This is a genomic window from Bradyrhizobium genosp. SA-4 str. CB756 (genome assembly GCF_000473125.1).
Taxonomy (GTDB): Bacteria; Pseudomonadota; Alphaproteobacteria; order Rhizobiales; family Xanthobacteraceae; genus Bradyrhizobium; species Bradyrhizobium arachidis.
The window spans coordinates 6949238-6970072 of record NZ_KI421499.1 but is presented as its reverse complement, the minus strand read 5'-3'; the positions used below and the strand labels follow the sequence as shown (position 1 = coordinate 6970072).

At 64.5% G+C, this 20835-nt stretch carries 22 protein-coding genes; 8 read left to right on the top strand and 14 right to left on the bottom strand.

Annotation, left to right across the window (positions count from 1 at the left end; translation table 11 throughout):
• From BRAGE_RS0133415 to BRAGE_RS0133405, 3 genes are read left to right on the top strand one after another with little or no spacing between them, the layout of a single operon-like run.
• A complete protein-coding gene (locus BRAGE_RS0133415) occupies window positions 1-1110 on the top strand; it encodes a microcin C ABC transporter permease YejB (protein WP_027561219.1) in 1110 nt (369 codons plus the stop codon).
• Window positions 1110-2288 carry an ABC transporter permease gene (locus BRAGE_RS0133410; RefSeq protein ID WP_027561218.1) on the top strand — a complete coding sequence of 393 codons (1179 nt, stop codon included), beginning with the start codon at window positions 1110-1112 and terminating at the stop codon, window positions 2286-2288. The genes BRAGE_RS0133415 and BRAGE_RS0133410 overlap by 1 nt, the downstream gene beginning before the upstream one ends.
• Window positions 2289-2292: 4 nt before the next feature.
• Window positions 2293-3930 (top strand): ABC transporter ATP-binding protein, encoded by a 1638-nt coding sequence (locus BRAGE_RS0133405; RefSeq protein WP_027561217.1) that lies wholly within the window; start codon window positions 2293-2295, stop codon window positions 3928-3930.
• Window positions 3931-4044: 114 nt separating this feature from the next.
• Here BRAGE_RS0133405 and BRAGE_RS0133400 read toward each other — a convergent pair whose 3' ends face one another.
• Window positions 4045-4275: a hypothetical protein gene (locus tag BRAGE_RS0133400; RefSeq protein WP_027561216.1), complete on the bottom strand. Its 231-nt coding sequence runs from the start codon at window positions 4273-4275 to the stop codon at window positions 4045-4047.
• Window positions 4276-4312: 37 nt separating this feature from the next.
• The gene (locus tag BRAGE_RS0133395) at window positions 4313-4594 is read right to left on the bottom strand and encodes a hypothetical protein (RefSeq protein WP_027561215.1); all 282 of its coding nucleotides are present in this window, start codon (window positions 4592-4594) and stop codon (window positions 4313-4315) included.
• Between the two features lie 274 nt (window positions 4595-4868).
• Between BRAGE_RS0133395 and BRAGE_RS55225 the strand changes: the two genes are divergently transcribed.
• Window positions 4869-5123, top strand: coding sequence for a hypothetical protein (locus BRAGE_RS55225; protein WP_141263098.1), 255 nt, complete (start codon window positions 4869-4871; stop codon window positions 5121-5123).
• Between the two features lie 110 nt (window positions 5124-5233).
• On the opposite strand, the gene BRAGE_RS0133385 is transcribed toward BRAGE_RS55225, so the two are convergent.
• Window positions 5234-6076 carry a C40 family peptidase gene (locus BRAGE_RS0133385; protein WP_027561214.1) on the bottom strand — a complete coding sequence of 281 codons (843 nt, stop codon included), beginning with the start codon at window positions 6074-6076 and terminating at the stop codon, window positions 5234-5236.
• Window positions 6069-7442 (bottom strand): leucyl aminopeptidase family protein, encoded by a 1374-nt coding sequence (locus tag BRAGE_RS0133380; protein ID WP_027561213.1) that lies wholly within the window; start codon window positions 7440-7442, stop codon window positions 6069-6071. Before BRAGE_RS0133380 ends, BRAGE_RS0133385 begins: the two co-directional genes overlap by 8 nt.
• Before the next feature lie 204 nt (window positions 7443-7646).
• On the opposite strand from BRAGE_RS0133380, the gene BRAGE_RS0133375 reads away from it, so the two are divergent.
• The 3 genes from BRAGE_RS0133375 to BRAGE_RS0133365 all read left to right on the top strand — a co-directional run bounded on the left by BRAGE_RS0133375 (window position 7647) and on the right by BRAGE_RS0133365 (window position 10573).
• On the top strand, window positions 7647-7850 hold the full coding sequence (locus BRAGE_RS0133375) for a hypothetical protein (RefSeq protein WP_018454690.1): 204 nt from the start codon (window positions 7647-7649) through the stop codon (window positions 7848-7850).
• Between the two features lie 299 nt (window positions 7851-8149).
• A complete protein-coding gene (locus BRAGE_RS0133370) occupies window positions 8150-9664 on the top strand; it encodes a metallophosphoesterase family protein (protein ID WP_027561212.1) in 1515 nt (504 codons plus the stop codon).
• A gap of 93 nt (window positions 9665-9757) precedes the next feature.
• Window positions 9758-10573 carry a tetratricopeptide repeat protein gene (locus BRAGE_RS0133365; protein WP_027561211.1) on the top strand — a complete coding sequence of 272 codons (816 nt, stop codon included), beginning with the start codon at window positions 9758-9760 and terminating at the stop codon, window positions 10571-10573.
• A gap of 56 nt (window positions 10574-10629) precedes the next feature.
• Here BRAGE_RS0133365 and BRAGE_RS0133360 read toward each other — a convergent pair whose 3' ends face one another.
• From BRAGE_RS0133360 to BRAGE_RS0133315, 10 genes are all read right to left on the bottom strand, one after another.
• Window positions 10630-11607 (bottom strand): type II secretion system F family protein, encoded by a 978-nt coding sequence (locus BRAGE_RS0133360; RefSeq protein ID WP_027561210.1) that lies wholly within the window; start codon window positions 11605-11607, stop codon window positions 10630-10632.
• Between the two features lie 9 nt (window positions 11608-11616).
• On the bottom strand, window positions 11617-12594 hold the full coding sequence (locus BRAGE_RS0133355; RefSeq protein ID WP_027561209.1) for a type II secretion system F family protein: 978 nt from the start codon (window positions 12592-12594) through the stop codon (window positions 11617-11619).
• Window positions 12595-12609: 15 nt separating this feature from the next.
• Window positions 12610-14079 (bottom strand): CpaF family protein, encoded by a 1470-nt coding sequence (locus tag BRAGE_RS0133350; protein ID WP_027561208.1) that lies wholly within the window; start codon window positions 14077-14079, stop codon window positions 12610-12612.
• Window positions 14080-14100: 21 nt separating this feature from the next.
• The gene (locus tag BRAGE_RS0133345) at window positions 14101-15366 is read right to left on the bottom strand and encodes an AAA family ATPase (RefSeq protein WP_027561207.1); all 1266 of its coding nucleotides are present in this window, start codon (window positions 15364-15366) and stop codon (window positions 14101-14103) included.
• Window positions 15363-16097 (bottom strand): CpaD family pilus assembly protein, encoded by a 735-nt coding sequence (locus BRAGE_RS0133340; protein WP_027561206.1) that lies wholly within the window; start codon window positions 16095-16097, stop codon window positions 15363-15365. The genes BRAGE_RS0133345 and BRAGE_RS0133340 overlap by 4 nt, the downstream gene beginning before the upstream one ends.
• A 19-nt stretch (window positions 16098-16116) precedes the next feature.
• A complete protein-coding gene (locus tag BRAGE_RS0133335) occupies window positions 16117-17592 on the bottom strand; it encodes a type II and III secretion system protein family protein (protein ID WP_027561205.1) in 1476 nt (491 codons plus the stop codon).
• Between the two features lie 11 nt (window positions 17593-17603).
• Window positions 17604-18404: a Flp pilus assembly protein CpaB gene (gene cpaB, locus BRAGE_RS0133330; protein WP_027561204.1), complete on the bottom strand. Its 801-nt coding sequence runs from the start codon at window positions 18402-18404 to the stop codon at window positions 17604-17606.
• Window positions 18405-18532: 128 nt separating this feature from the next.
• A complete protein-coding gene (locus BRAGE_RS0133325; RefSeq protein ID WP_027561203.1) occupies window positions 18533-19057 on the bottom strand; it encodes an A24 family peptidase in 525 nt (174 codons plus the stop codon).
• A gap of 129 nt (window positions 19058-19186) precedes the next feature.
• Window positions 19187-19333, bottom strand: a complete 147-nt coding sequence (locus BRAGE_RS56150; protein ID WP_167336537.1) for a hypothetical protein — start codon at window positions 19331-19333, stop codon at window positions 19187-19189.
• A 71-nt stretch (window positions 19334-19404) separates the two neighbouring features.
• Window positions 19405-19569 (bottom strand): Flp family type IVb pilin, encoded by a 165-nt coding sequence (locus BRAGE_RS0133315; RefSeq protein ID WP_008546920.1) that lies wholly within the window; start codon window positions 19567-19569, stop codon window positions 19405-19407.
• Window positions 19570-19840: 271 nt separating this feature from the next.
• Between BRAGE_RS0133315 and BRAGE_RS0133310 the strand changes: the two genes are divergently transcribed.
• Window positions 19841-20668, top strand: coding sequence for a sterol desaturase family protein (locus BRAGE_RS0133310; RefSeq protein WP_027561202.1), 828 nt, complete (start codon window positions 19841-19843; stop codon window positions 20666-20668).
• The last annotated feature ends 167 nt before the right edge of the window (window positions 20669-20835 follow it).

Below are 20835 nucleotides of genomic sequence, written 5' to 3'. Positions count from 1 at the left end.
ATGAGCGCTTATATCGCCCGCCGCATCCTCTTGATGATCCCGACCCTGCTCGGGATCCTCTTCGTCTCCTTCGTCGTCGTGCAGTTCGCGCCGGGCGGCCCGGTCGAGCGCGTCATCGCGCAGCTCTCAGGTGCCGACACCGGCGGCACCTCGCGCATTTCGGGCGGGGGTGATTTTGCGCAGCGTGCACCGGGACAGCTCGGTGCAGGCGGCGATGCCATCAACTCGAAATATCGCGGCGCGCAGGGCCTCGATCCTGATTTCATCAAGAAGCTGGAAGTGCAGTTCGGTTTCGACAAGCCGGCGCCGGAACGCTTCGCCCTGATGGTGTGGAATTTCGCCCGCTTCGATTTCGGCAAGAGCTATTTCCGCGACGTCAGCGTGCTTCAGCTCATCAAGGAGAAGCTGCCGGTCTCGATCTCGCTTGGCCTGTGGCTGACGCTTCTGACCTATCTGATCTCGATCCCGCTCGGCATTCGCAAGGCCGTGAGCGACGGCGCGCGGTTCGACACCTGGACGTCGACCGTGCTCGTGCTCGGCTATGCCATTCCTGGCTTCCTGTTCGCGATCCTCCTGATCATCCTGTTTGCCGGCGGCTCGTTCTTCAACTGGTTCCCGCTGCGCGGGCTGACGTCGGATGGCTGGTCGCAGTTTCCCTGGTACTGGAAGATCATCGATTATTTCTGGCATCTGACGCTGCCGCTGATCGCCATGGGGCTGGGTGCGTTCACCACCATGACGTTCCTGACCAAGAACTCGTTCCTGGACGAGATCCGCAAGCAATACGTCATGACCGCGCGCGCCAAGGGTTGCAGTGAGAACCGCGTGCTTTACGGCCACGTCTTCCGCAACGCCATGCTGATCGTGATCGCGGGCTTTCCCGGAACCTTCATCCACGCCTTCTTTTCAGGCTCGCTCCTGATCGAGACCATCTTCTCGCTGGACGGGCTCGGGCTGCTCAGCTTCGAGAGCGTGCTCAACCGCGACTATCCCGTGGTGTTCGGCACGCTCTACATCTTTTCGCTGGTCGGACTCGTGATCAACCTGATCTCCGATCTGACCTATATGTGGATCGACCCCCGGATCGATTTCGAGGCGCGGGAGGTCTGATGACAATCACCGCACCGACGCCGATCGAGACCACGACCCAGTCTCCCCTGGGGGAGATCGTTCCGATCACGCGCAAGCCGTTCGCCCCTTCGCCGCTCAACCGGCGGCGATGGCAGAACTTCAAGGCCAACCGGCGCGGCTACTGGTCGTTCTGGATATTCATCGCGCTGTTCGTGATCTCGCTGTTCGCCGAGCTGATCGCCAACGATCGGCCCTTCCTGATCAAGTTCGACGGCCGTCTGTACTGGCCGGCCTTCGTGACTTATTCGGAAACCACCTTCGGCGGTGATTTCGAGACGGCCGCCGACTATCGCGATCCCTATTTGCAAAAACTCATCAAGGACAAGGGCGGCGTCATCGTCTGGCCGCTGATCCGCTATTCCTACGACACCCACAATCTCGATCTGCCGACCCCGGCGCCGTCGCCGCCGACCTGGATGCTGACGGAAGCGCAGTGCAAGCCGGTGGTCGAGAAGAAGGGACTGAAGAGCTGCCGCGATCTCGAATATAACTGGCTCGGCACCGACGATCAGGGCCGTGACGTGGTGGCGCGATTGATCTACGGCTTCCGCATCTCCGTGCTGTTCGGCCTTTGCCTCACCATTGTCTCATCCGTCATCGGCATTGCCGCAGGCGCGGTGCAGGGTTATTTCGGCGGCTGGGTCGATCTCATCTTCCAGCGCTTCATCGAGATATGGACGGCGATTCCCTCGCTCTATCTTCTCCTGATCCTGTCCTCGGTGCTCGTGCCGGGCTTCTTCGTGCTGCTCGGCATCCTGCTGCTGTTCTCCTGGGTCTCGCTGGTCGGTCTGGTGCGGGCCGAGTTCCTGCGCGGGCGCAACTTCGAATACATCCAGGCGGCGCGGGCGCTCGGCGTCTCCAACCCGGTCATCATGTTCCGTCACTTGCTGCCGAACGCGATGGTCGCGACCATGACGTTCCTGCCGTTCATCGTCTCCTCGTCGGTGATGACGCTGACGGCGCTCGACTTCCTGGGCTTCGGTCTGCCGCCGGGATCGCCTTCGCTCGGCGAATTGCTCTCGCAGGCCAAGGCCAATGTGCAGGCGCCATGGCTCGGCTTTTCCGGCTTCTTCTCGGTCGCGATCATGCTGTCGCTGTTGATCTTCATCGGCGAAGCCGTGCGCGACGCCTTCGATCCGCGCAAGACGTTCAGGTAAGGCCATGGACGCAATCAACCAGCCCCTGCTCAGCGTGCGCGACCTCTCGGTGGCCTTCCACCAGGGCGGCGCGACGACGCTCGCGGTCGACAAGGTCTCGTTCCAGATCAAGCGCGGCGAATGCGTCGCGCTGGTCGGAGAATCCGGCTCCGGCAAGTCCGTCAGCGCGCTCTCGATCCTGAAGCTGCTGCCTTATCCGAACGCCTCGCATCCCTCGGGCAGCATCCGCTTCAAGGGGCAGGAGCTGATCGATCAGAGCGAGCAGCAGATGCGGGAGATTCGCGGCAGCGATATCTCCATCATCTTCCAGGAGCCGATGACCTCGCTCAATCCGCTGCACACGATCGAGGCGCAGATCGGCGAGATCATCCAGCTGCACAATCCGACCAGCAATGCAGAGGCGCGCAGGCGGACGCTGGAATTGCTGACGCAGGTCGGCATTCCCGAGCCCGAGACGCGGCTGAACAGCTATCCGCACCAGCTCTCCGGCGGCCAGCGCCAGCGCGTCATGATCGCGATGGCCCTCGCCAACGAGCCTGACCTGTTGATCGCGGACGAGCCGACCACGGCGCTCGACGTCACGGTGCAGGCGCAGATCCTGGCGCTGCTCGCCGAGATCCGCGCGCGGCTCGGCATGAGCCTGCTGTTCATCACACACGATCTCGGCATCGTGCGCCGTATCGCCGACACCGTCTGCGTCATGAAGGGCGGCTTGATCGTCGAGCAGGGGCCGGTCGAGCAGGTCTTCAAGACCCCGAAGCATCCCTATACCCGTGACCTGCTCGCGGCCGAGCCGAAGCCCGATCCGGCGCCGCCGCAGCCGGCTGCGCCCGTGGTGATGTCGGCCGACGATCTCAGGGTCTGGTTTCCGATCAAGCGCGGCCTGATGCGCAAGACGGTCGGTCACATCAAGGCGGTCGACGGCGTCAGCGTTGCCGTGCGCAAGGGCGAGACGCTCGGCGTCGTCGGCGAATCCGGCTCGGGCAAGACCACGCTCGGGCTTGCACTGCTGCGGCTGATCTCCTCGAACGGCCGTATCGTCTTCCTCGGCAAGGACATCCAGGGCCTGCGTTTCAAGGAGATGCGCCCGTTCCGGCGTGACATGCAGATCGTGTTCCAGGATCCGTTCGGCTCGCTCAGCCCGCGCATGTCGGTCGCCGACATCATTGCCGAAGGCCTCTCCGTGCATCAGCCGAAGCTGTCGCGCGAGGAACGCGAGGCGCGCGTCGTCAAGGCGCTGGAGGATGTCGGGCTGAAGCCGGAGATGCGCTACCGCTATCCACACGAATTCTCCGGCGGCCAGCGTCAGCGCATCAGCATCGCGCGCGCGGTGGTGCTGGAGCCGGATTTCGTCGTGCTCGACGAGCCAACCAGCGCGCTCGACATGCTGATCCAGGCGCAGATGGTCGATCTGTTGCGCGAGCTCCAGCGCAGGCGCGAGCTCACCTACATGTTCATCTCGCACGATCTGCGCGTCGTCGCCTCGCTCGCGAGCCACCTCATCGTGATGCGTGGCGGCAAGGTGGTCGAGGAGGGGCAGGCCGCGGAACTGTTCAAGAATCCGAAGACCGATTACACGCGCGCGCTGTTCGCGGCGGCGTTCCGGCTGGAAACGGCGGGGAACGGGTCGGTCGCGACCTGATCCCAGTCATCCCGGGGTGCGCGGTAGCGCATCCCCGGGATGCGCGCTAGCGCGAACCCAGGGAACGCTTCTGCCTGCGGCCAAAGTGGGCCGCACCTATCAGATCGCGCTAATCTACGCGGCGCGTTGCTTGTCTGATTGTTCCTCGACCGTGCTCGCTGTTTTTTCCAAACCCTTTTCGTAATTGCCCGCGAACCTCTCGATACTGTCGGCCCACATCCTCAACATTGAGACCTGAAGGTTGATCATCGGTTTCAATGCATGCATGCCGATTGCAGTCGCTGCGGCGATGCGCCGTTGCGGGTCGTTGGCGAAACGGTCTTCAGTAGCGGTCTTGTCGGCCATGCTGTTCGCTCCTTTGCTCTGGTGTTATGACCTGAAGTCACCTCCCGGGTTGTGAACTGCGTGCTTCCAAACACTCGGCCAAAACCTGATCTGCCGCGAGCCGCGCACCTCGGTCGTCGTGCAATTCATCCAGCTTCTTCAGGTAGGCAACTGCGGCTATTTGCAAGAGATCGAAGTCATCTTCGCCGGTGTCGCGAAGATTGGTGATGTAGCTGTAGAGTGCGGAACGCCTGTTGTCGTTCTCGCTGATGCCGCTATGGATCAGCAAGTAGTTTCGCCAAGCGAACGCACACGCGCCTTCCCTGGCTTGAGAACTCATGGGCACCTCCCAAAGCCAGAGAAAGACTGACGACGCGTTTCGTTCCGCAAACCTCTCAATTGTAACGTTGTTCCGTAGCTGCGCTGCGAGGTGGGGCGGGATGCCTTTCGATTGCCGGCTTGCTCGAATGATTCTGCATGAGTTCCCTGAAAAATGAGCCTGGGGAACGCACGAGATTTGCGGTCCTCTGTGCTGGAGTGTCGCAGTCGGCTTCGCTCGAATATATCGCTATCCGCGGTAATATCCGGCCCGAGAGCTTGGCGCGGAGTCGGTGATGGCCTCAAAGCTGTCTTCGGGCACTGTTGCTGCCTTGCTCCTGATTGGAGCAACGGTGATTTTGATCGCAAGTCGGCCACCCCCGTGGCTATTGCTGCTGCTTGGTTCCTTCGCACTGGCGGTGCTGTATATCGTCGCGAGAACGAGGTCGCGTTACGATCCGCTCGATCCACGTTTCGGCAGCTGCATCCCTCCGATTTCCAAGCCGAAGACCAGCGCCGGCGATGTGCCCAAGCAGCGTGGCGATGTCTGATATCGATCAGATGCGGATCCGCTTCGGGCTCAAGACCGACATGCGGCCGTATCGGTTTCAACGTCGCCTTCGGCGAGTAAAGCGGACACGGCGAACTATGAATAAAGGCCCTACAGCCGCTTGATCGCGACGACGTCGCTGCCGGCTTGCCTGATCCGCGCGAGCGCCGGCGCGATCGGCTCGATCACTGTCGCCATGTGATACGCGTTGGCGTGGACCATGGTAGTGCCGTCGCGCACGATCGCGACATGCCCCTTCCAGAAGATCAGGTCACCGCGCAGCAGGCTGCTCCGCTCGTGCGGCTCGAGCGCGCGGCCGAGGCTTGCCTGCTGCATGTCGCTGTCGCGCGGGCAGCCGATGCCGGCAGATGTCAGCGAGACCTGGACGAGGCCCGAGCAATCGATGCCAAGACTGCTCTTGCCGCCCCAGAGATAGGGCGTGCCGACGAAGCGTTCCGCGACTGCGACGAAATCTGGCTCGCGATGATCGAGCGGGACGAGATGCGCCTTCGGCAAGAAGGTCCCGTCATGCGCCACGGCAAAGCTGCCATCCTCGCGCGCAATTGCGAGCTTCGATCCCAGCACGAGCGTGGCTGATGGCGGCAGCTTGATGGAGGGGCCGGGGAAAGCCAGCGTTCGCAGCGCGTTGACCACATGGGTCGGGGCGGCCGATGGCTTGCCCAGCGCCGCATCGGGCAGCCAGCCGACATAGCCATCGCCATTGAGCTGGCCCCAGGCCCAGCCTTCGCCGTTGCGATCGTAGACCGTGACCCGCTCGCCGCGCAGCGCTTCGGTCATCAGCATTGCGCCGGATGACGGTTGCTCGCGCACCGGCGCTATCGGATCGACCACCTCGAATTCCTCGCCGGCGACGAAGCGCTTCGCCTCGACCTTGCCTTCGAGATATTTCGCGGCGAGGTCGCCCCGCGCCGGCGTCAATCGCGGATCATGCATAGCGCTCGCTCAGCACTTTGTAGATGGCGCGCGCGGCCTGGCATTCGCCGCCCTCGGGGCGCGCGGGCTTTGCCGACGGGGTCCAGCCGTAGATATCGACATGCAGCCAGCTCTTGGCGTGCTCGACGAAGCGTTGCAGGAACAGCGCGCAGGTGATCGAACCGGCAAAGCCGCCGGATGGGGCGTTGGTGATGGTGGCGGTCTTCGAATCCAGCCACGCATCGTAAGGCGGCCACAGCGGCATCCGCCACAACGGATCGTTCTCCTTCACCGCGCAACGCGCGACGTCGGCGGCGAGCGTCTCATCATTGGTGTAAAAGGGCGGTAAATCCGGTCCCAGCGCGACGCGCGCCGCGCCGGTCAGCGTGCCCAGGTCGATCAGCAGGTCCGGCTTCTCCTCGTCGGCCAGCGCCAGCGCGTCGGCGAGCACGAGCCGGCCTTCCGCGTCGGTGTTGCCGATCTCGACCGTGATACCCTTGCGCGAGGTGAAGATGTCGAGCGGGCGGAAGGCATTGCCGGCGACCGCGTTCTCCACCGCCGGGATCAGCACGCGCAGCCGCACCTTCAGCTTGGCATCCATCACCATGCGCGCCAGCGCCAGCACGTTGGCGGCGCCGCCCATGTCCTTCTTCATGATCAGCATGCCGCTCGACGGCTTGAGATCGAGCCCGCCGGTATCGAAGCAGACGCCCTTACCGACCAGCGTCACTTTCGGATGCGAGGGATCGCCCCAGCCGATGTCGATCAGCCGCGGCGCGCGGCTGGAGGCCATGCCGACGGCGTGGATCAGCGGAAAACCCTTCTCCAGATCCTCGCCGAGGGTGCAGGCAAAGCTTGCACCGAACTCAGCGGCGAGGTCTTGCGCGGTCGCAGCGAGCTCCGCGGGCCCCATGTCGTTGGACGGCGTGTTGATGAGGTCGCGCGCCAGCATCGCGGCATCCGCGATGCGGGTGATCTCGGCGGCATCGACACCATCGGGCGGCACCAGCCGGACGTCGGGGCGATCGGCCTTGCGGTAGCGCGCGAAGCGGTAGCATCCCAGCGCGAAAGCGAGCGCCGCCAGCCGTGCGTCGTGCGGTGCATTGGCGAAGCGATAGGTGCCCGGCGGCAGCAGGCCGGGCAGGGCGCCCGGCCGGAACAGGTCGCGCGATCTTGCGCCGTCGTCATCGAGGCCGAACAGCACCTCCGCGATTGCGCCGTCGGGCGTCGGCAGCGCCAGATAACCGCCGGGCTTGGCGGCATAAGCGTTGGCAGTGGCGAACTGGCGTTGTGCCGGCGGCAAGCTTTCGCGCACCGCATCCCAGCTCGACTTGGTGACGAAGGTGATCGGGATGGCGGTGGACGATGTCTCGAAGACAGAAGGCATTGGCGGGTCCGGATCGTCAGATCGACAGGTCATGCGAAGGCACGAGACTTCGCAGAGTTTTGCCGTGGCCGCAATCGGCTTTGCTGTCACCGTTCAGCGAGCCGCTACTCGCCGCGAGGGGGCCATGCTAGGTTCCGGAGAGCGGCCGCCAGCTCTGCCGGGATCGCCAGCGGCCGACGACGAAGCCTGCCGGGAGGACGTGCGATGGAATTTGTGTGGAGCGTGGTCACATTCATCGGCCAGGCCGTCGAAGCGATCTTTGGTTATGTCGAGCATCATCACTGGATCTTCGCTTTCCTTGCCGGCGGTTACGTCTTCTATCTCCACGACCGCTCCGTCCACGCGCGGTTCGATGCGCTCGACAAGCGCATCGACGAAATCCGCAAGCGCCTGGCCATCGAATATTGATCGGGACCGACGAAACGTTCGTCGGGCAGCTCTCGTATCTCGTGTTGAGAACTGCCGTTCACGACGGCACAGCCGCAGGGCTTTACTAGCGCCGCGGTTGTGGCATTATTGACGAGTATTTTAGATTGTGCCGCACGTTTCTGCACGTATCGAGAGTAAGCGCGTAGCGGCACGCGTTATCTGCCCGGGTCACCCCTGCCGGGCCCGATCCCGGTCTGATCTGTTCGTCCTGAGCTCTTCGTCCAAGGCATTCTTCCGATCATTTAGGCGGCGCAGCATTCGCGAATGAGCGGCGCAAAATGGATAGATCATTCGTTATTGCGCACATCTCCGACCTGCATCTGGACGGGTCCGGCCGGCTGTTGGCGACGATCGAGACGCTCAGTGCCGCAATTCGCGAAGCGATGGCCGATGTCGCTGACGTTCCCGACCGCATCCTGCTGATCACGGGCGATCTCGTCGAGGATCCGACGCCGCGTGCGCTCGATGAAGCGCTCGCCGTCATCGCCTCGTTCCGCCAGACCGGGCTGTTCACGGACATCCAGGCCGTTGCCGGCAATCACGACGTCAAGCGCCCGAGCCAGCGTGCGGGTCGTCACGACGTCTACGACTACCTGCATCTGCCGCGGACATCGAAGAGCGTCTACTACCGCCAGGCTGGACTCGATCTGGTGCTGCTGGATTCCAACCGCGCCAGCCTCTCGAAGCTGGCGAGCGGCAATATCGACGAGAACGCCTACCACGCGCTGGTCGCCGATTCAGCCCGGCTGAGCGTCGAGCTCGCCGGCAGCATGGGCTCTGGGGGACGCGCCGATTATGCCGAGCTGGCGGAGAACCTGGTGCGCGTGCTGGCGCTGCATCACCATCCGCTGCCGCAGGCGACCGGCGAAGGAAAGCGGTTTCTCGGGGCACCCGACGAGCCGCTGATGTATCTGGCTGCGCCCGCGACCTTCCTTGAAGCTGCGACCTCGCTCAACGTCAATCTGGTTCTGCATGGCCACCGCCATGTCGAGGGACTGACGCGGTATTCAATCCTCGATCCGCGCGCCACGCGGAGCGACAGCGGCGAGGCGCTCTGGCGCACGATCTACGTGCTCTCCTGTCCGTCTTCGACCGGCCAGGCGGGCGACGATGCCGGCTTCAACATCGTCCATTTCGGCCCGTCGTCCGATGCGGGCCAGACGGCGTATCGCTTCGCGATCGCCCGCTATTCGCGGCCGCGCAACGACGGCGCGTTCGGGACGCTCGACTCCAACCTGCCTGATGGCATCATCAGGTTGCCGGCAGGGCGGGATTTTTCGCGCGACCCTGCCGTCCAGGCGATGATCGAGATCGGCGCATGCAGGACGCTGACGCGGGACCAGGTCGCAGCACTGGTCCGCCGGCTGTTGATGCGCCGCGCCTTCTACGCCGATGGCGAGGCGTCGTGGGCGAGCGCGCTCTATGTCTATCTCGTCACCTCCCATGCATGGGCCGACCTCGCGAGCAAATTCGCGAGGTCGGGGCGTAAGCATGAGGTCGATGCGCTGGCAGCGGTGACGCTGCTGCTGCGACCGCTGATCGCGCAATCCGCCGCCGTGCTCGGCATCGACGACGATCAGCTCGATGAGCTCCGCGCCAGGCGTCTGGTCCATCGCGACGATCTTCAGCGCGAATTGCCGGGGATGCCGGGCACGGACATCGATGTCGCGGCGGAGGCACGGCAGAGGGTTCAATCCCTGCGGGACCTGAACGAACAAGTGAAGCGGCTTGGTCTGGATCTTGGCCTCGATCTGGATCTCGGTGGCGAGGCGCCACCGCGAACGCCGCCATGAGGGGCAGGGAGGCTGACGTTAACCGGCCGTTAGGGTTAACAGTCTATTGCTGACGCGTTCGGCTCGATCAATCGGCTCGAGAGTCAAAGCGTCATGCGTCAACGGTTCAGTCCTGCCCGGCTTCTCGTGTCTGCCTCGCTCATCGCGATGGTGGCGACCGGCCTCGGCGGCTGCACGGCAATGTCAAAGCTCTCCGACGTCACCGGCTCGATCGGGTCGAAGGCGGAAGCCGCGCCGTCCGCAGATCCCGTACGTGCCGTCGAGGTCTATGGCGAGCGCTACCGCGCCAATCCCAAGGATCCCGACGCGGCGCTCGCCTATGGTCAGGCCTTGCGCGCCAACGGCCAGCGCGCCCAGGCCGCTGCCGTGCTGGAGCAGGCGACCATCGCCAATCCCGGCAACAAGGCGCTGCTCGCCCAGTACGGCCGCGCGCTCGCCGACAACGGTAATTTCCAGCAGGCCTTCGACGTGCTGTCGAAGGCGCACTCGCCCGACAATCCGGACTGGCGCCTGCTCTCGGTGCAGGGCACCGCGCTCGATCAGATGGGCCGTCACGAGGAGGCGCGCTCCTACTACGCGAGCGCGTTGAAGATCGCGCCGGGCGATCCCGGCGTGCTCTCCAATCTCGGCCTGTCCTACATGCTATCGAAGGATTTGCCCAAGGCCGAGGAGGCGCTGCGGCAGGCCTATGCCTCGCCGCGCGCCAGCAGCCGCGTGCGGCAGAACCTCGGCCTTGTCGTCGGTCTTCAAGGCCGTTTCACTGAGGCCGAGACCATCGTGAAGGCGGACCTACCGCCGGATCAGGCCGCGGCCAACGTCGCTTATCTGAAGGACATGCTGAGCCGTAGCGATACGCCGCGCGGCGCACCGAAGCGCACGCCGGTCGCTTCGCTCAGCCAGGCCGACTGATCAAACCCGATTTTGCGATTTGAAGCCGATATGCGGGCCGCGCGCGGCCCACATATTTAGTAGTGCAGCTCGGAGATCTTGATGCCGGTCGGTCCGAGAATGACCACGAACAACACCGGCAGGAAGAACAGGATCATCGGCACCGTCAGTTTCGGCGGGAGCGCGGCGGCCTTCTTCTCGGCCTCGTTCATGCGCATGTCGCGGTTTTCCTGCGCCATGACGCGCAGGGAATGGCCGAGCGGGGTGCCGTAGCGCTCCGCCTGCTGAAGCGCGAGACAGACCGACTTGACGCCCTCGAGCCCGGTGCGCCGCGCCAGGTTCTCATAGGCGGCCTTGCGATCCTGCAAATAGGACAGCTCGGCCGTGGTCAGCGTGAACTCCTCCGACAACGCGATCGACTGGCCGACGATCTCGGTGGCGACCTTGCGGAACGCCATTTCGACCGACATGCCGGCTTCGATGCAGATCAGCAGCAGGTCGAGGGCGTCGGGAAAGGCGCGCTTGATCGAGAGCTGGCGCTTGGAGATCGCATTCCTGAGAAACAGCATCGGGGCCTGGAGGCCGAGATAGGCCGCGCCGATGCAGATGCCGATCTTGATCGGCATCGCCTGCTCCATGTGCGCGATCACGAAGACATAGATCACCGAGCCGACGAACAGCACGATCGGGGCGACCATGCGCGCGAACAGGAAGGTGATGTAGGGGGCCTGGCCGCGATAGCCCGCCATGATGAGCTTGTCGCGCGCGGCTTCCTGCGCGAGCCATTTGGTGAGGTTGAAGTCCTCGACGACCTTGGAGACGATCTGCTTCGGGGTCTGGCGCAGCGAGACCTTTTCGTTCTTGTTGAGGCGGTCGCGCTCGCGCTGCCGGATGCGTTCGCGCTCGCTCGCCACCGCCTTCATGCGCTTGGAGAGGCCCTCTCCGGCGAACAGCGGCATCACCAGCGTATAGACAGTGGCGCTGGCGGCGATGGCCGCCAGCAGCATGGTCATGAAGTGCGCGTCATGCAGTTTCGTAATGAGGAAGTCGACCATGGGGCACCGTCAGAAGTCGAAATTGATCATCTTCTTCATCACCATGATGCCGATCGACATCCAGATGACGCAGCAGACCAGCATGAACTGGCCGGTCGGATGGGTCCAAAGCAGGGAGATGTATTGCGGCGTCGTGAGATAGACGAGGAACATCACGATCGGCGGCAGCGAGCCGATGATGCCGGCGGAGGCCTTGGCTTCCATCGACATCGCCTGAATCTTCTCCTTCATCTTCTTGCGGTCGCGCAGCACCTTGGAGAGGTTGCCGAGCGCTTCGGAGAGGTTGCCGCCCGACTTCTGCTGGATCGATACCACGATGCCGAAGAAATTGGCTTCCGGCAGCGGCATGCGCTCGTAGAGCCGCGAGCAGGCCTCGCCAAGCGGCATGCCGATCGCCTGCGTCTCGATGATGGCGAGGAACTCGCTGCGCAGCGGCTCCGGCGAGTCGGCGGCGACGACCTTGATCGATTCGAACAGCGGCAGGCCCGCCTTGATGCCGCGTACGATGACGTCGACCGCATCGGGCAGCGCCTGCAGAAACTTGGTTTCGCGGCGCTTCTTCAGGAAGCCAAGCGCCCAGCGTGGCAGGCCGAGGCCGGCGGCAAAGGCGAGGCCGCTGGCGCCGAGCAGACCGCCGCCGCCGAACATAACGGCGGCGAAGCACACGGCCGCCACGATGCCGGAGACGATCCAGAATTTCTGCGGTGTCCAGTCTAGCCCCGCCTGCGACAGGCGGACGCTGAGCGAGGCGCTCTTCTCCTGGAGGCGCCGGGCCTCGAGATCCTTGAGCGTGGACTCCACCTGCTCGCGGCGCGAGCGTTGCGTTTTCTCGGCCTGGCGCGCGGTCGGCGCCTCGGCGCGCGCGATCGAGGCACGGCGGCTTTCGGCCTTTCGTTCCCCCGACAGCAGCGGATAAAGGAAGACCCAGGCGATGCCACCGACGGCGGCGGTGGCGAGGAAGGCGAGGGCGAGGACCTGCATGTTCATGGCGCGCTGACCTGCTTACGTCTTCGGCGCCACTTCCGCAGCGTCAAGCGCGGCGGCAAGGCGCTTCTCGTCGCCATAGTAGCGGGCTCGCTCCCAGAACTTCGGGCGGCCGATGCCGGTCGAGCGGTGCCGGCCGATGATCTTGCCGTTGGCGTCCTCGCCGACCATGTCGTAGAGGAAGATGTCCTGGGTGATGATGGTGTCGCCTTCCATGCCCATCACCTCGGTGATGTGGGTGATGCGGCGCGAGCCGTCGCGAAGACGCGCGGCCTGGATGATAACGTCGATCGAGGCGCAGATCATCTCGCGAATGGTTCGCGAGGGGAGGGAGAAGCCGCCCATCGTGATCATGGATTCGCAGCGCGACAGCGCCTCGCGCGGGTTGTTGGCGTGCAGCGTGCCCATCGAGCCATCGTGGCCGGTGTTCATGGCCTGGAGCAGGTCGAACGCCTCGGGTCCGCGGACCTCGCCGACGATGATGCGTTCGGGGCGCATACGCAGGCAGTTGCGCACCAGTTCGCGCATGGTGACCTGGCCCTCGCCCTCAATGTTGGGCGGGCGGGTTTCCAGCCGCACCACATGGGGCTGCTGGAGCTGGAGCTCGGCGGCGTCCTCGCAGGTGATGACGCGCTCGTCGTGCTCGATGTAGTTGGTGAGGCAGTTGAGCAGCGTGGTCTTGCCCGAGCCGGTACCGCCAGAGATCAGCACGTTGCAGCGGACGCGGCCGATGATCTGGAGGATCTCGGCGCCCTCCGGCGAGATCGCGCCGAACTTGACGAGCTGATCCAGCGTCAGCTTGTCTTTCTTGAACTTGCGGATGGTGAGTGCGGGCCCGTCGATCGACAGCGGCGGCACGATGGCGTTGACGCGGGAGCCGTCGGCGAGACGCGCGTCGCAGATCGGCGAGGATTCGTCGACGCGCCGGCCGACCTGGCTGACGATGCGCTGGCAGATGTTGAGCAGCTGCTGGTTGTCGCGGAAGCGGATGCCGGTGCGCTGGATCTTGCCGCCGACCTCGATGTAGACGGTGTTGGCGCCGTTCACCATGATGTCGGCGATGTCGTCGCGCGACAGCAGGGGCTCGAGCGGGCCGTAGCCGAGCACGTCGTTGCAGATGTCGTCGAGCAGCTCTTCCTGCTCGGCGATCGACATCACGATGTTCTTGATCGCGATGATCTCGTTGACGATGTCGCGGATTTCTTCGCGCGCGGATTCGGAATCGAGCTTGGCGAGCTGGGCCAGGTCGATGGCCTCGATCAGCGCGCCGAAGATGGTGGCCTTGACCTCGTAATAATTGTCCGAGCGGCGGCTCTCCATCGGAGGCGGCGGCGGGGCCTTGATCGGGGCGAGCGGCGGCGAGGCGACCGCCGGCGGAGGCGGCGCGCGCGACACCGTCGGCGCCGGAGCCGGGGTCGGCTCTGGCGACACGGCGCCGGGCTTGGGGGCCCGAAGGTCGGTGTCTGTTCCGCTACGCTTACCGAACACTTAACGACTCCATGCGGCGGCCTATTTTCCCCGCAACTTCTCAATCAGCGGTGAAAGCAGGGACGACTTTTGTTTCTTCGTCTCGCTGCGGCCGGTCAGGCGCTGGGCGATCTGAAGGAACATCTCGATCGACTTGTGGTTGGCGGAGATCTCCGCGATCATCTGGCCGTTGTTGGCCGCCGAGCCGAAGATCTGAGGCTCGAACGGGATCGAGACCACCGGCTGGCTCTCGATCGCCTTGGCGAACTCCGCCGCGGCGATTTCGGGCCGTTTGGGGACGCCGACCTGGTTCAGGCAGTACAGCGGCGGCCGGTCGTTGGGGCGCGAGGCCTTCAGCAGGTCGAACAGGTTCTTGGTGTTGCGCAAGTTGGCGAGGTCGGGCGCCGCGACGATCAGGATGTCGTCGGCCCCGATCAAGGCGCGCTTGGTCCAGCCCGACCATTGGTGGGGGATGTCGAGCACGATGCAGGGCATGGTGGAGCGCAGCGTGTCGAACACGGCATCGAAGGCGTCGGTGCCGAAATCATAGACCCGGTCGAGCGTCGCCGGCGCAGCCAGCAGGCTGAGATGGTCGGTGCATTTCGACAGCAGGCGGTCGATGAAGGCGGTGTCGACGCGATCAGGCGAGAACACGGCGTCGGCAATGCCCTGCGGCGGGTCCTGGTTGTAGTCGAGCCCGGCGGTGCCGAAGGCGAGGTCGAGATCGGCGACCACCGCGTCCATCGCGAGGTCGCGCGCGATCGCCCAGGCGACGTTGTGGGAGATGGTGGAGGCTCCGACGCCGCCCTTGGCGCCGACCACGGCGATGATGCGGCCGACCGCCTTGGCTTCCGGCGCCGAGAACAGGTTGCAGATCGAGCGGACGACGTCGATCGGGCCGACCGGCGCGAGCACGTAATCGCTGACGCCGCGGCGCACCAGCTCGCGATAGAGCATGACGTCGTTGATGCGGCCGATCACGACCACGCGGGTGCCGGCGTCGCAGACGGTGGCGAGCTGGTCGAGCCCGCCCAGGAGGTCGTTGCGGCCGTCGCTCTCGAGCACGATCACGTTCGGCGTCGGTGCCGAGCGGTAGGCCTCGATCGCGGCCGCCATGCCGCCCATCTGGATCTTCAGATGGGCCTTGCCGAGACGGCGATCCTCGCCGGCCGACTGCACCGCGGCAGCGGTCTCCACGGTCTCGCAGAAGGCCTGGACCGAAACACGCGGCGCAGGCGCAATATGCTCCTCGACCGGCGGCGGGGCCTCCGGCTGCTCTTCTTGGGTCTGGCGAGCGTAGCTGATCATTTGCCGGTGTCGCTGAGTTTGGCCCTGTCGGATTCGGGATAGGTTGTCGCCGTCGTCGTTCCCTTGCGATATTTCTCGAAGGCCGTGATGCGACGCGCCGTGTAGGGCGGAGTTTCAGGCCGCGGCTGCTCGAGATCCGACGGATTGTCGACCATCGCCGCCAGATTGCGCTGATAGGCGCAGCCGTAGTTGTAATAGTCCTTGTTCTCGAACCAGCTCTTGTTCTTCATCGACGGTCCGATGTCCTCCGGCCACAGGCCGCAGGGACCCGCGACCGCGGCGATCCTGGAATAAGTGAGCCGGATCGGCGGCAGGAAGCGCCTGTCGTCCGGCTGGTAGGGACGAACGTTGATGCCGCGCGGGGGGATGCCGGCTCCCGCCAGCATGGCCTGGATCTCACGCATCGTCTCCGCGACCGGGCGCGCATTGGGCGTGCCGGACGGCACGTCGATGCGGATCGCACCGGTGCCTTCATGCAGCCAGGCCGACGCGACGCCCATCACGTCGGCGCGCTGGGCGGCGGTCAATCCGCCGCGGGCATGGCCGACGAAGACGACGATCGAGCGGTTCTGCTCCTCGATCGCGATCGGATGGCGCTGCCTGTAGTCGTCGGGAATCGAGGCGGTCGTGACCTCGTCGTGCTGGCAGCCGCCGAGCGCGAGCGCCATGCCGACGAGCGCGCCACCGAGGCGGATGGCGCGTTTGCGAAGCTGGGGTGGTCTAGTCATCATCGTGAAGTCCCCGTTCCGCTCAGTCGGTAATGAAGCCGTAGGTGCCGCGGTAGTTCTTGGCCGGTTCGGTCCGGCCGGGCACGCCGTAGATGCGGTTGATGTTGCCGATCAGCTCAGCCTGCGGATCGGCGGGCGCTGCGAAGCCGTCATCCGGCCGCGACAGGTCCTTTGGTGCCGTTGCGCGAACAACGTAGGGCGTTACGATCACGACCAGCTCGGTCGCGTTGTTGACGAAGTCGCGGCTGCGGAATAGCGTGCCGAGGATCGGGAGCTGCATCAGGCCCGGCAATCCGCTGACCGCCTGCCTGGTTTGCTGCTGGATCAGGCCGGCCATCGCCATCGCGCCGCCGGAGGGAATTTCCAGCGAGGTCTCGGCGCGGCGGGTCCTGATCGAAGGCACCGTCAGCGAGTTCACGGAGGTCGAGGTCACCGCCTGGGACAGCGTGATCGCATTTTCGTTCGAAAGCTCCGAGACCTCGGTCATCACCCGCAGGCTGATCTTGCCCTCGCTCAGAACGACCGGGGTGAAGTTGAGCGAGATGCCGAACTTCTTGAAGCTGATCTGGGTGGTACAGACATGCGTGGTGGGATCGCACGCATAGCCTGCCGGCACCGGGAATTCGCCACCGGCGATGAAGGTCGCGGACTCGCCGGAGATCGCGGTGAGGTTCGGCTCGGCCAGCGTGCGGATCACGCCCGCGGTTTCCATCGCGCGAAGGGTGGCCTGCACCGACGGGGCCCCGCCGAATTTCGCGGTCAGATTGTTGCCGTCGACGAGGTTGTGACCGAGCGCCGTGAACGGATTGGTGTTGGTGAAGCTCACCACCGAGGTGCCGTAGTTCAGGTTCGCAGTCAGGTCGATGCCGAGCTGCTTGACGATGCTGCGCTGGACCTCGGCCACCGTCACCTTCAGCATGACCTGGTCGCGGCCGCGGATCACGATCGAGTTCACCACCTTGTCGGCGCCGCCGGCGAGCCGCGCGGCGAGATCGTTGGCCTGCTGCGCTTCGAGCGGATTCGCCGCCGAGCCGCTCAGCACGACACCGTCGCCGAGCCCGTCGATCTGGATGTCGGCGTTCGGCAGGACCTGCTTCAGCGCGGCGCGCACGCCATTGAGATCGCGCTTGACCGCGATGTCATAGGCCGCGATCTGCTGGCCGGCGGAATCGAAGAACACGATGTTGGTCTGGCCGACCGAGGCGCCGATGATGTAGGCGCGCTGCGCCGAGCGGACCACCGCATTGGCGATCTTGGGGTCGGCGACCAGCACGTCCTTGATGTCGCGCGGCAGGTCGATCACGATGGACTTGCCGACGCCGAGCGAGAGGAAGCGCGCGTTCATCTGGCCGTCGGCCGCGACCGGCGTCACGGGGCGATAGTCGGCGGCGACCACGGGGGTGAGCACCGGGTTCAGCGTCAGCGCAAGAGCGGCCGAGAACGACAGGGCGCGGACCAGTGAGGTTCGCATCGTCGCCAAATCTGCCCTGCATTTCATATCGACAGTCCTCATCGTGCCTTCGCGGTCGAGCTCGGGATACCGTAGCGAATGATCGAAACGCCATCGCGCTTCTGCAAGGAATCGTCGAGCGTGATCTCGCTCATCTTGACGTCGGCGATGCTGCGCAGCGCCAGCGACAGCGTTCCGGCCTGACGGGCCGAGGACAGCGCCTGGGTCTGTGCCGGATTGAGCTCGAGCGTGACGGTCTTGCCGACCACCGTGTTCTGGCCGTCCTTCTCCTTCGGAGCCTGGTCGATGGCCAGGACGCGGACGTTGGACAGGATGATCTCGGAGGTGACGATATCGGGCGCGCCGCTGCTCTGGTCGGGGTTCTTCAGGCGGCGGGTCAGAAGCACGTCGACGCGATCGTTGGGCAGGATGAAGCCGCCCGCGCCGGTCTCCGGCGAGATCTCGGTCGAGATCGCCCGCATGCCGCTGGGCAGGATGGCCGCCATGAAGCCGGAGCCCTCGGCCTTGACCAGCTTCTGGTCGCGGATCGGTTCACCCTGGATGAAAGGCGCGCGCGCGATCGAGCCGGTCACCTGGGTGGCGCCCTCGGGACGCTCGTTGCGGCGAATGAAAGTGGAGCTGGCAGTCGCGGCCGGCCAGGTCTGCCATTGCACATCGTCCGGCTTCACGGTCTGACCGAGGCCGATGTCGTTCTTGGCGACTAGGACGTCGACAGTCGGAAGCTGCGGAGCTTGCGCCACTTGGGTCGGCGCAGAATTGTCCGAGCCGCTCGCCAGATACGCGGCGACGCCGCCGGCGCAGATGGCAACCGTCAGGACGACAATGCGTGCCCTATTCATACGCTTCACTTTCCAACAAAACGCCGCGACGCTGCCGCCGCCGTAATCGGCAGTTGACCAGCTATTCGTCAAAGCATGGTTAATGAGGCGTATCTAAATCGCCTTAACGCCTGGTTTACCCGGCGTGTTCAGCGCAGTGCGAAGTGAGTAAGGTCGATCGCCTTCACCCACTCGGTCTCCGGATAGACCATCAGCGCGCCAAGCGTGAGCGCAATGCCGTACGGAATGCCGGTTTCCTTGTCGTGCAGCCGCGCAAGCCAGGCCTGGCCGGCGAGGCCAAAGGGCAGCGGCCATTGCCGGAACTGGAGCAGAAGCAGCGTCAGCGCGCCGCCGAACAGCGAGGCGTAGAGCAGGAAGTCCATCAGCGGCGCGAAGCCGAACCACAGCGCGACGGAAGCTGCGACCTTGGCGTCGCCGCCGCCCATCCAGCCCATCGCAAAGCAGGTGAAGGCCACGGCCAGCAGCAGCGCGCCGGCGCCGACATGGCTGAGCATCTCGTAAGGTGCCATGCCACCTGCGAAAGCGAGCACGAAGAACCCCGCCACCAGCGCCAGCGACACGCGGTTCGAGATCGTCATCGTGAAGAGATCGCTCGCGGCGGCGAAGGCCATCAGGGCCGGAAAGAGCAGAAGGCGCGCAAGGTCGAGGATCATGGGCGTCTTGAGGCCTGTTCTTGAGCCTGGGTTCGTCGCGGGATCGGGCGTCGCGCGATGCTAGCCGGCAGTGCTAAACAAACCGACAACGGCGGCGGCCCTGAGGGCATAAGCCCGCCGAAAGCGCGTTCACCAGAAGCTGGCAATGCGCGCGGCGAGCGCGACCGTCGCAAGCAGCAGCGCAAGGCAGACCCAATAGGCCGGCGAGCCGGTCTGTGCCGCCTCCGCTTCGTTTGCCGCGACCGCGGCATCGGTTGTGTACTTGCGCAACGCCACTGGAACTCGCCGTCTTCGCAAAAAAACAAAGGCCCCGGAGGTCCGGGGCTTTTGCCGTCGTGTCGCGGGGCTTACTTCAGCGAGGAGCTGATCGAGCCGAACTTGGTGTTCATCGTGCTGCCGAGGTTGTTGACGACAGTGATGATGGCCAGCGCGATACCGGCGGCGATCAGGCCGTATTCGATGGCGGTGGCGCCGGATTCGTCCTTCGCGAAACGCGCAATCAGATTCTTCATGAACGTAACTCCATCTGGTGTGTGTGTTCGCCTCGTTCGGCGCTGTCGTTGACGCGCCGAACATGAGAGCCGAGCTCTTTCGGTAGAGTTAATTCGATCGCGTAAACACGCGTCCTGCACGGCGCTTTTGGCCAGAGTGAATGTCGCCTTAAGGCGCAAGCTGCAATTCGCCTCGGTTCCGGACCCGCCGCAAGCGCAGCATCGGCTTCACCGTCCCTTAAATTTCGCGGAGTAGGCCTAGGCAGGACCAGAGTTCAGAAGAGAGGCGACGATGTCGAGCCTGCCCATGCAAGTCGCCCTGATGCTCGGCGAGACCATCGAGAAGGTTATCCCCGTCACCTTCGCGCTCGCGGTGGTTTTCACGGTGCTCGAACATTTCTGGGCCTGCAATCCCGGTCCGTCGTGGTGGCGCAAGCGGGAGATCGTCACCGACATCTGCTACTGGTTCTTCGTTCCGGTGTTCGCCCGCACCATGCGGATCGGGCTGCTGATCGTCACCGCCGGCATCGTCTTCAACATCCACGACGCCGACGAGCTGATCGCCTTCTACGACAACGGCCACGGCCCGCTCTCGCAACTGCCGCTCTGGGTCCAGGGCGTCCTGTTCCTGGTGCTGGCGGACTTCATGCTGTACTGGCTGCACCGGCTGTTTCATGGTGGCGAGTTCTGGAAATACCACGCCATCCATCACTCCTCCGAGGAGATCAGCTGGATCTCGGCGGCCCGCTTTCATCCGGTCAACCTGGTGCTCGGCACGATCGGCGTCGACGTCGTGCTGCTGATGGCCGGCATCTCGCCGAACGTGATGATCTGGGTCGGCCCGTTCACCACCTTCCATTCGGCCTTCGTGCACGCCAACCTGAACTGGACCTTCGGGCCGTTCAGATACGTGCTGGCGACGCCGGTGTTCCACCGCTGGCACCACACATCGCTCGAGGAAGGCGGCGACACCAATTTCGCCGGCACCTTCCCGATCTGGGACGTGCTGTTCGGGACCTTCCGCATGCCGAAGGGTGAGCTGCCGAAGGACTACGGCAAGGACGAAGCGACCATGCCGAAGGAGATCGCCGGCCAGCTCGCCTATCCGTTCCGGCGCTAGAGGCGGGGTCCGGCGCCTTCGAGTGCCGCAAAATGCCCGTCCGTTCAAACAATAGTCGGCGAATTTGCGGAACGTTCACGAATTAAAGGCAGGTTAGCGGTGTCGGGCACCGGCTCCGCTGTTATCTGTTCGCTTCTGCCGGTCTGTGACGTCCCGGGGGTAAGAGT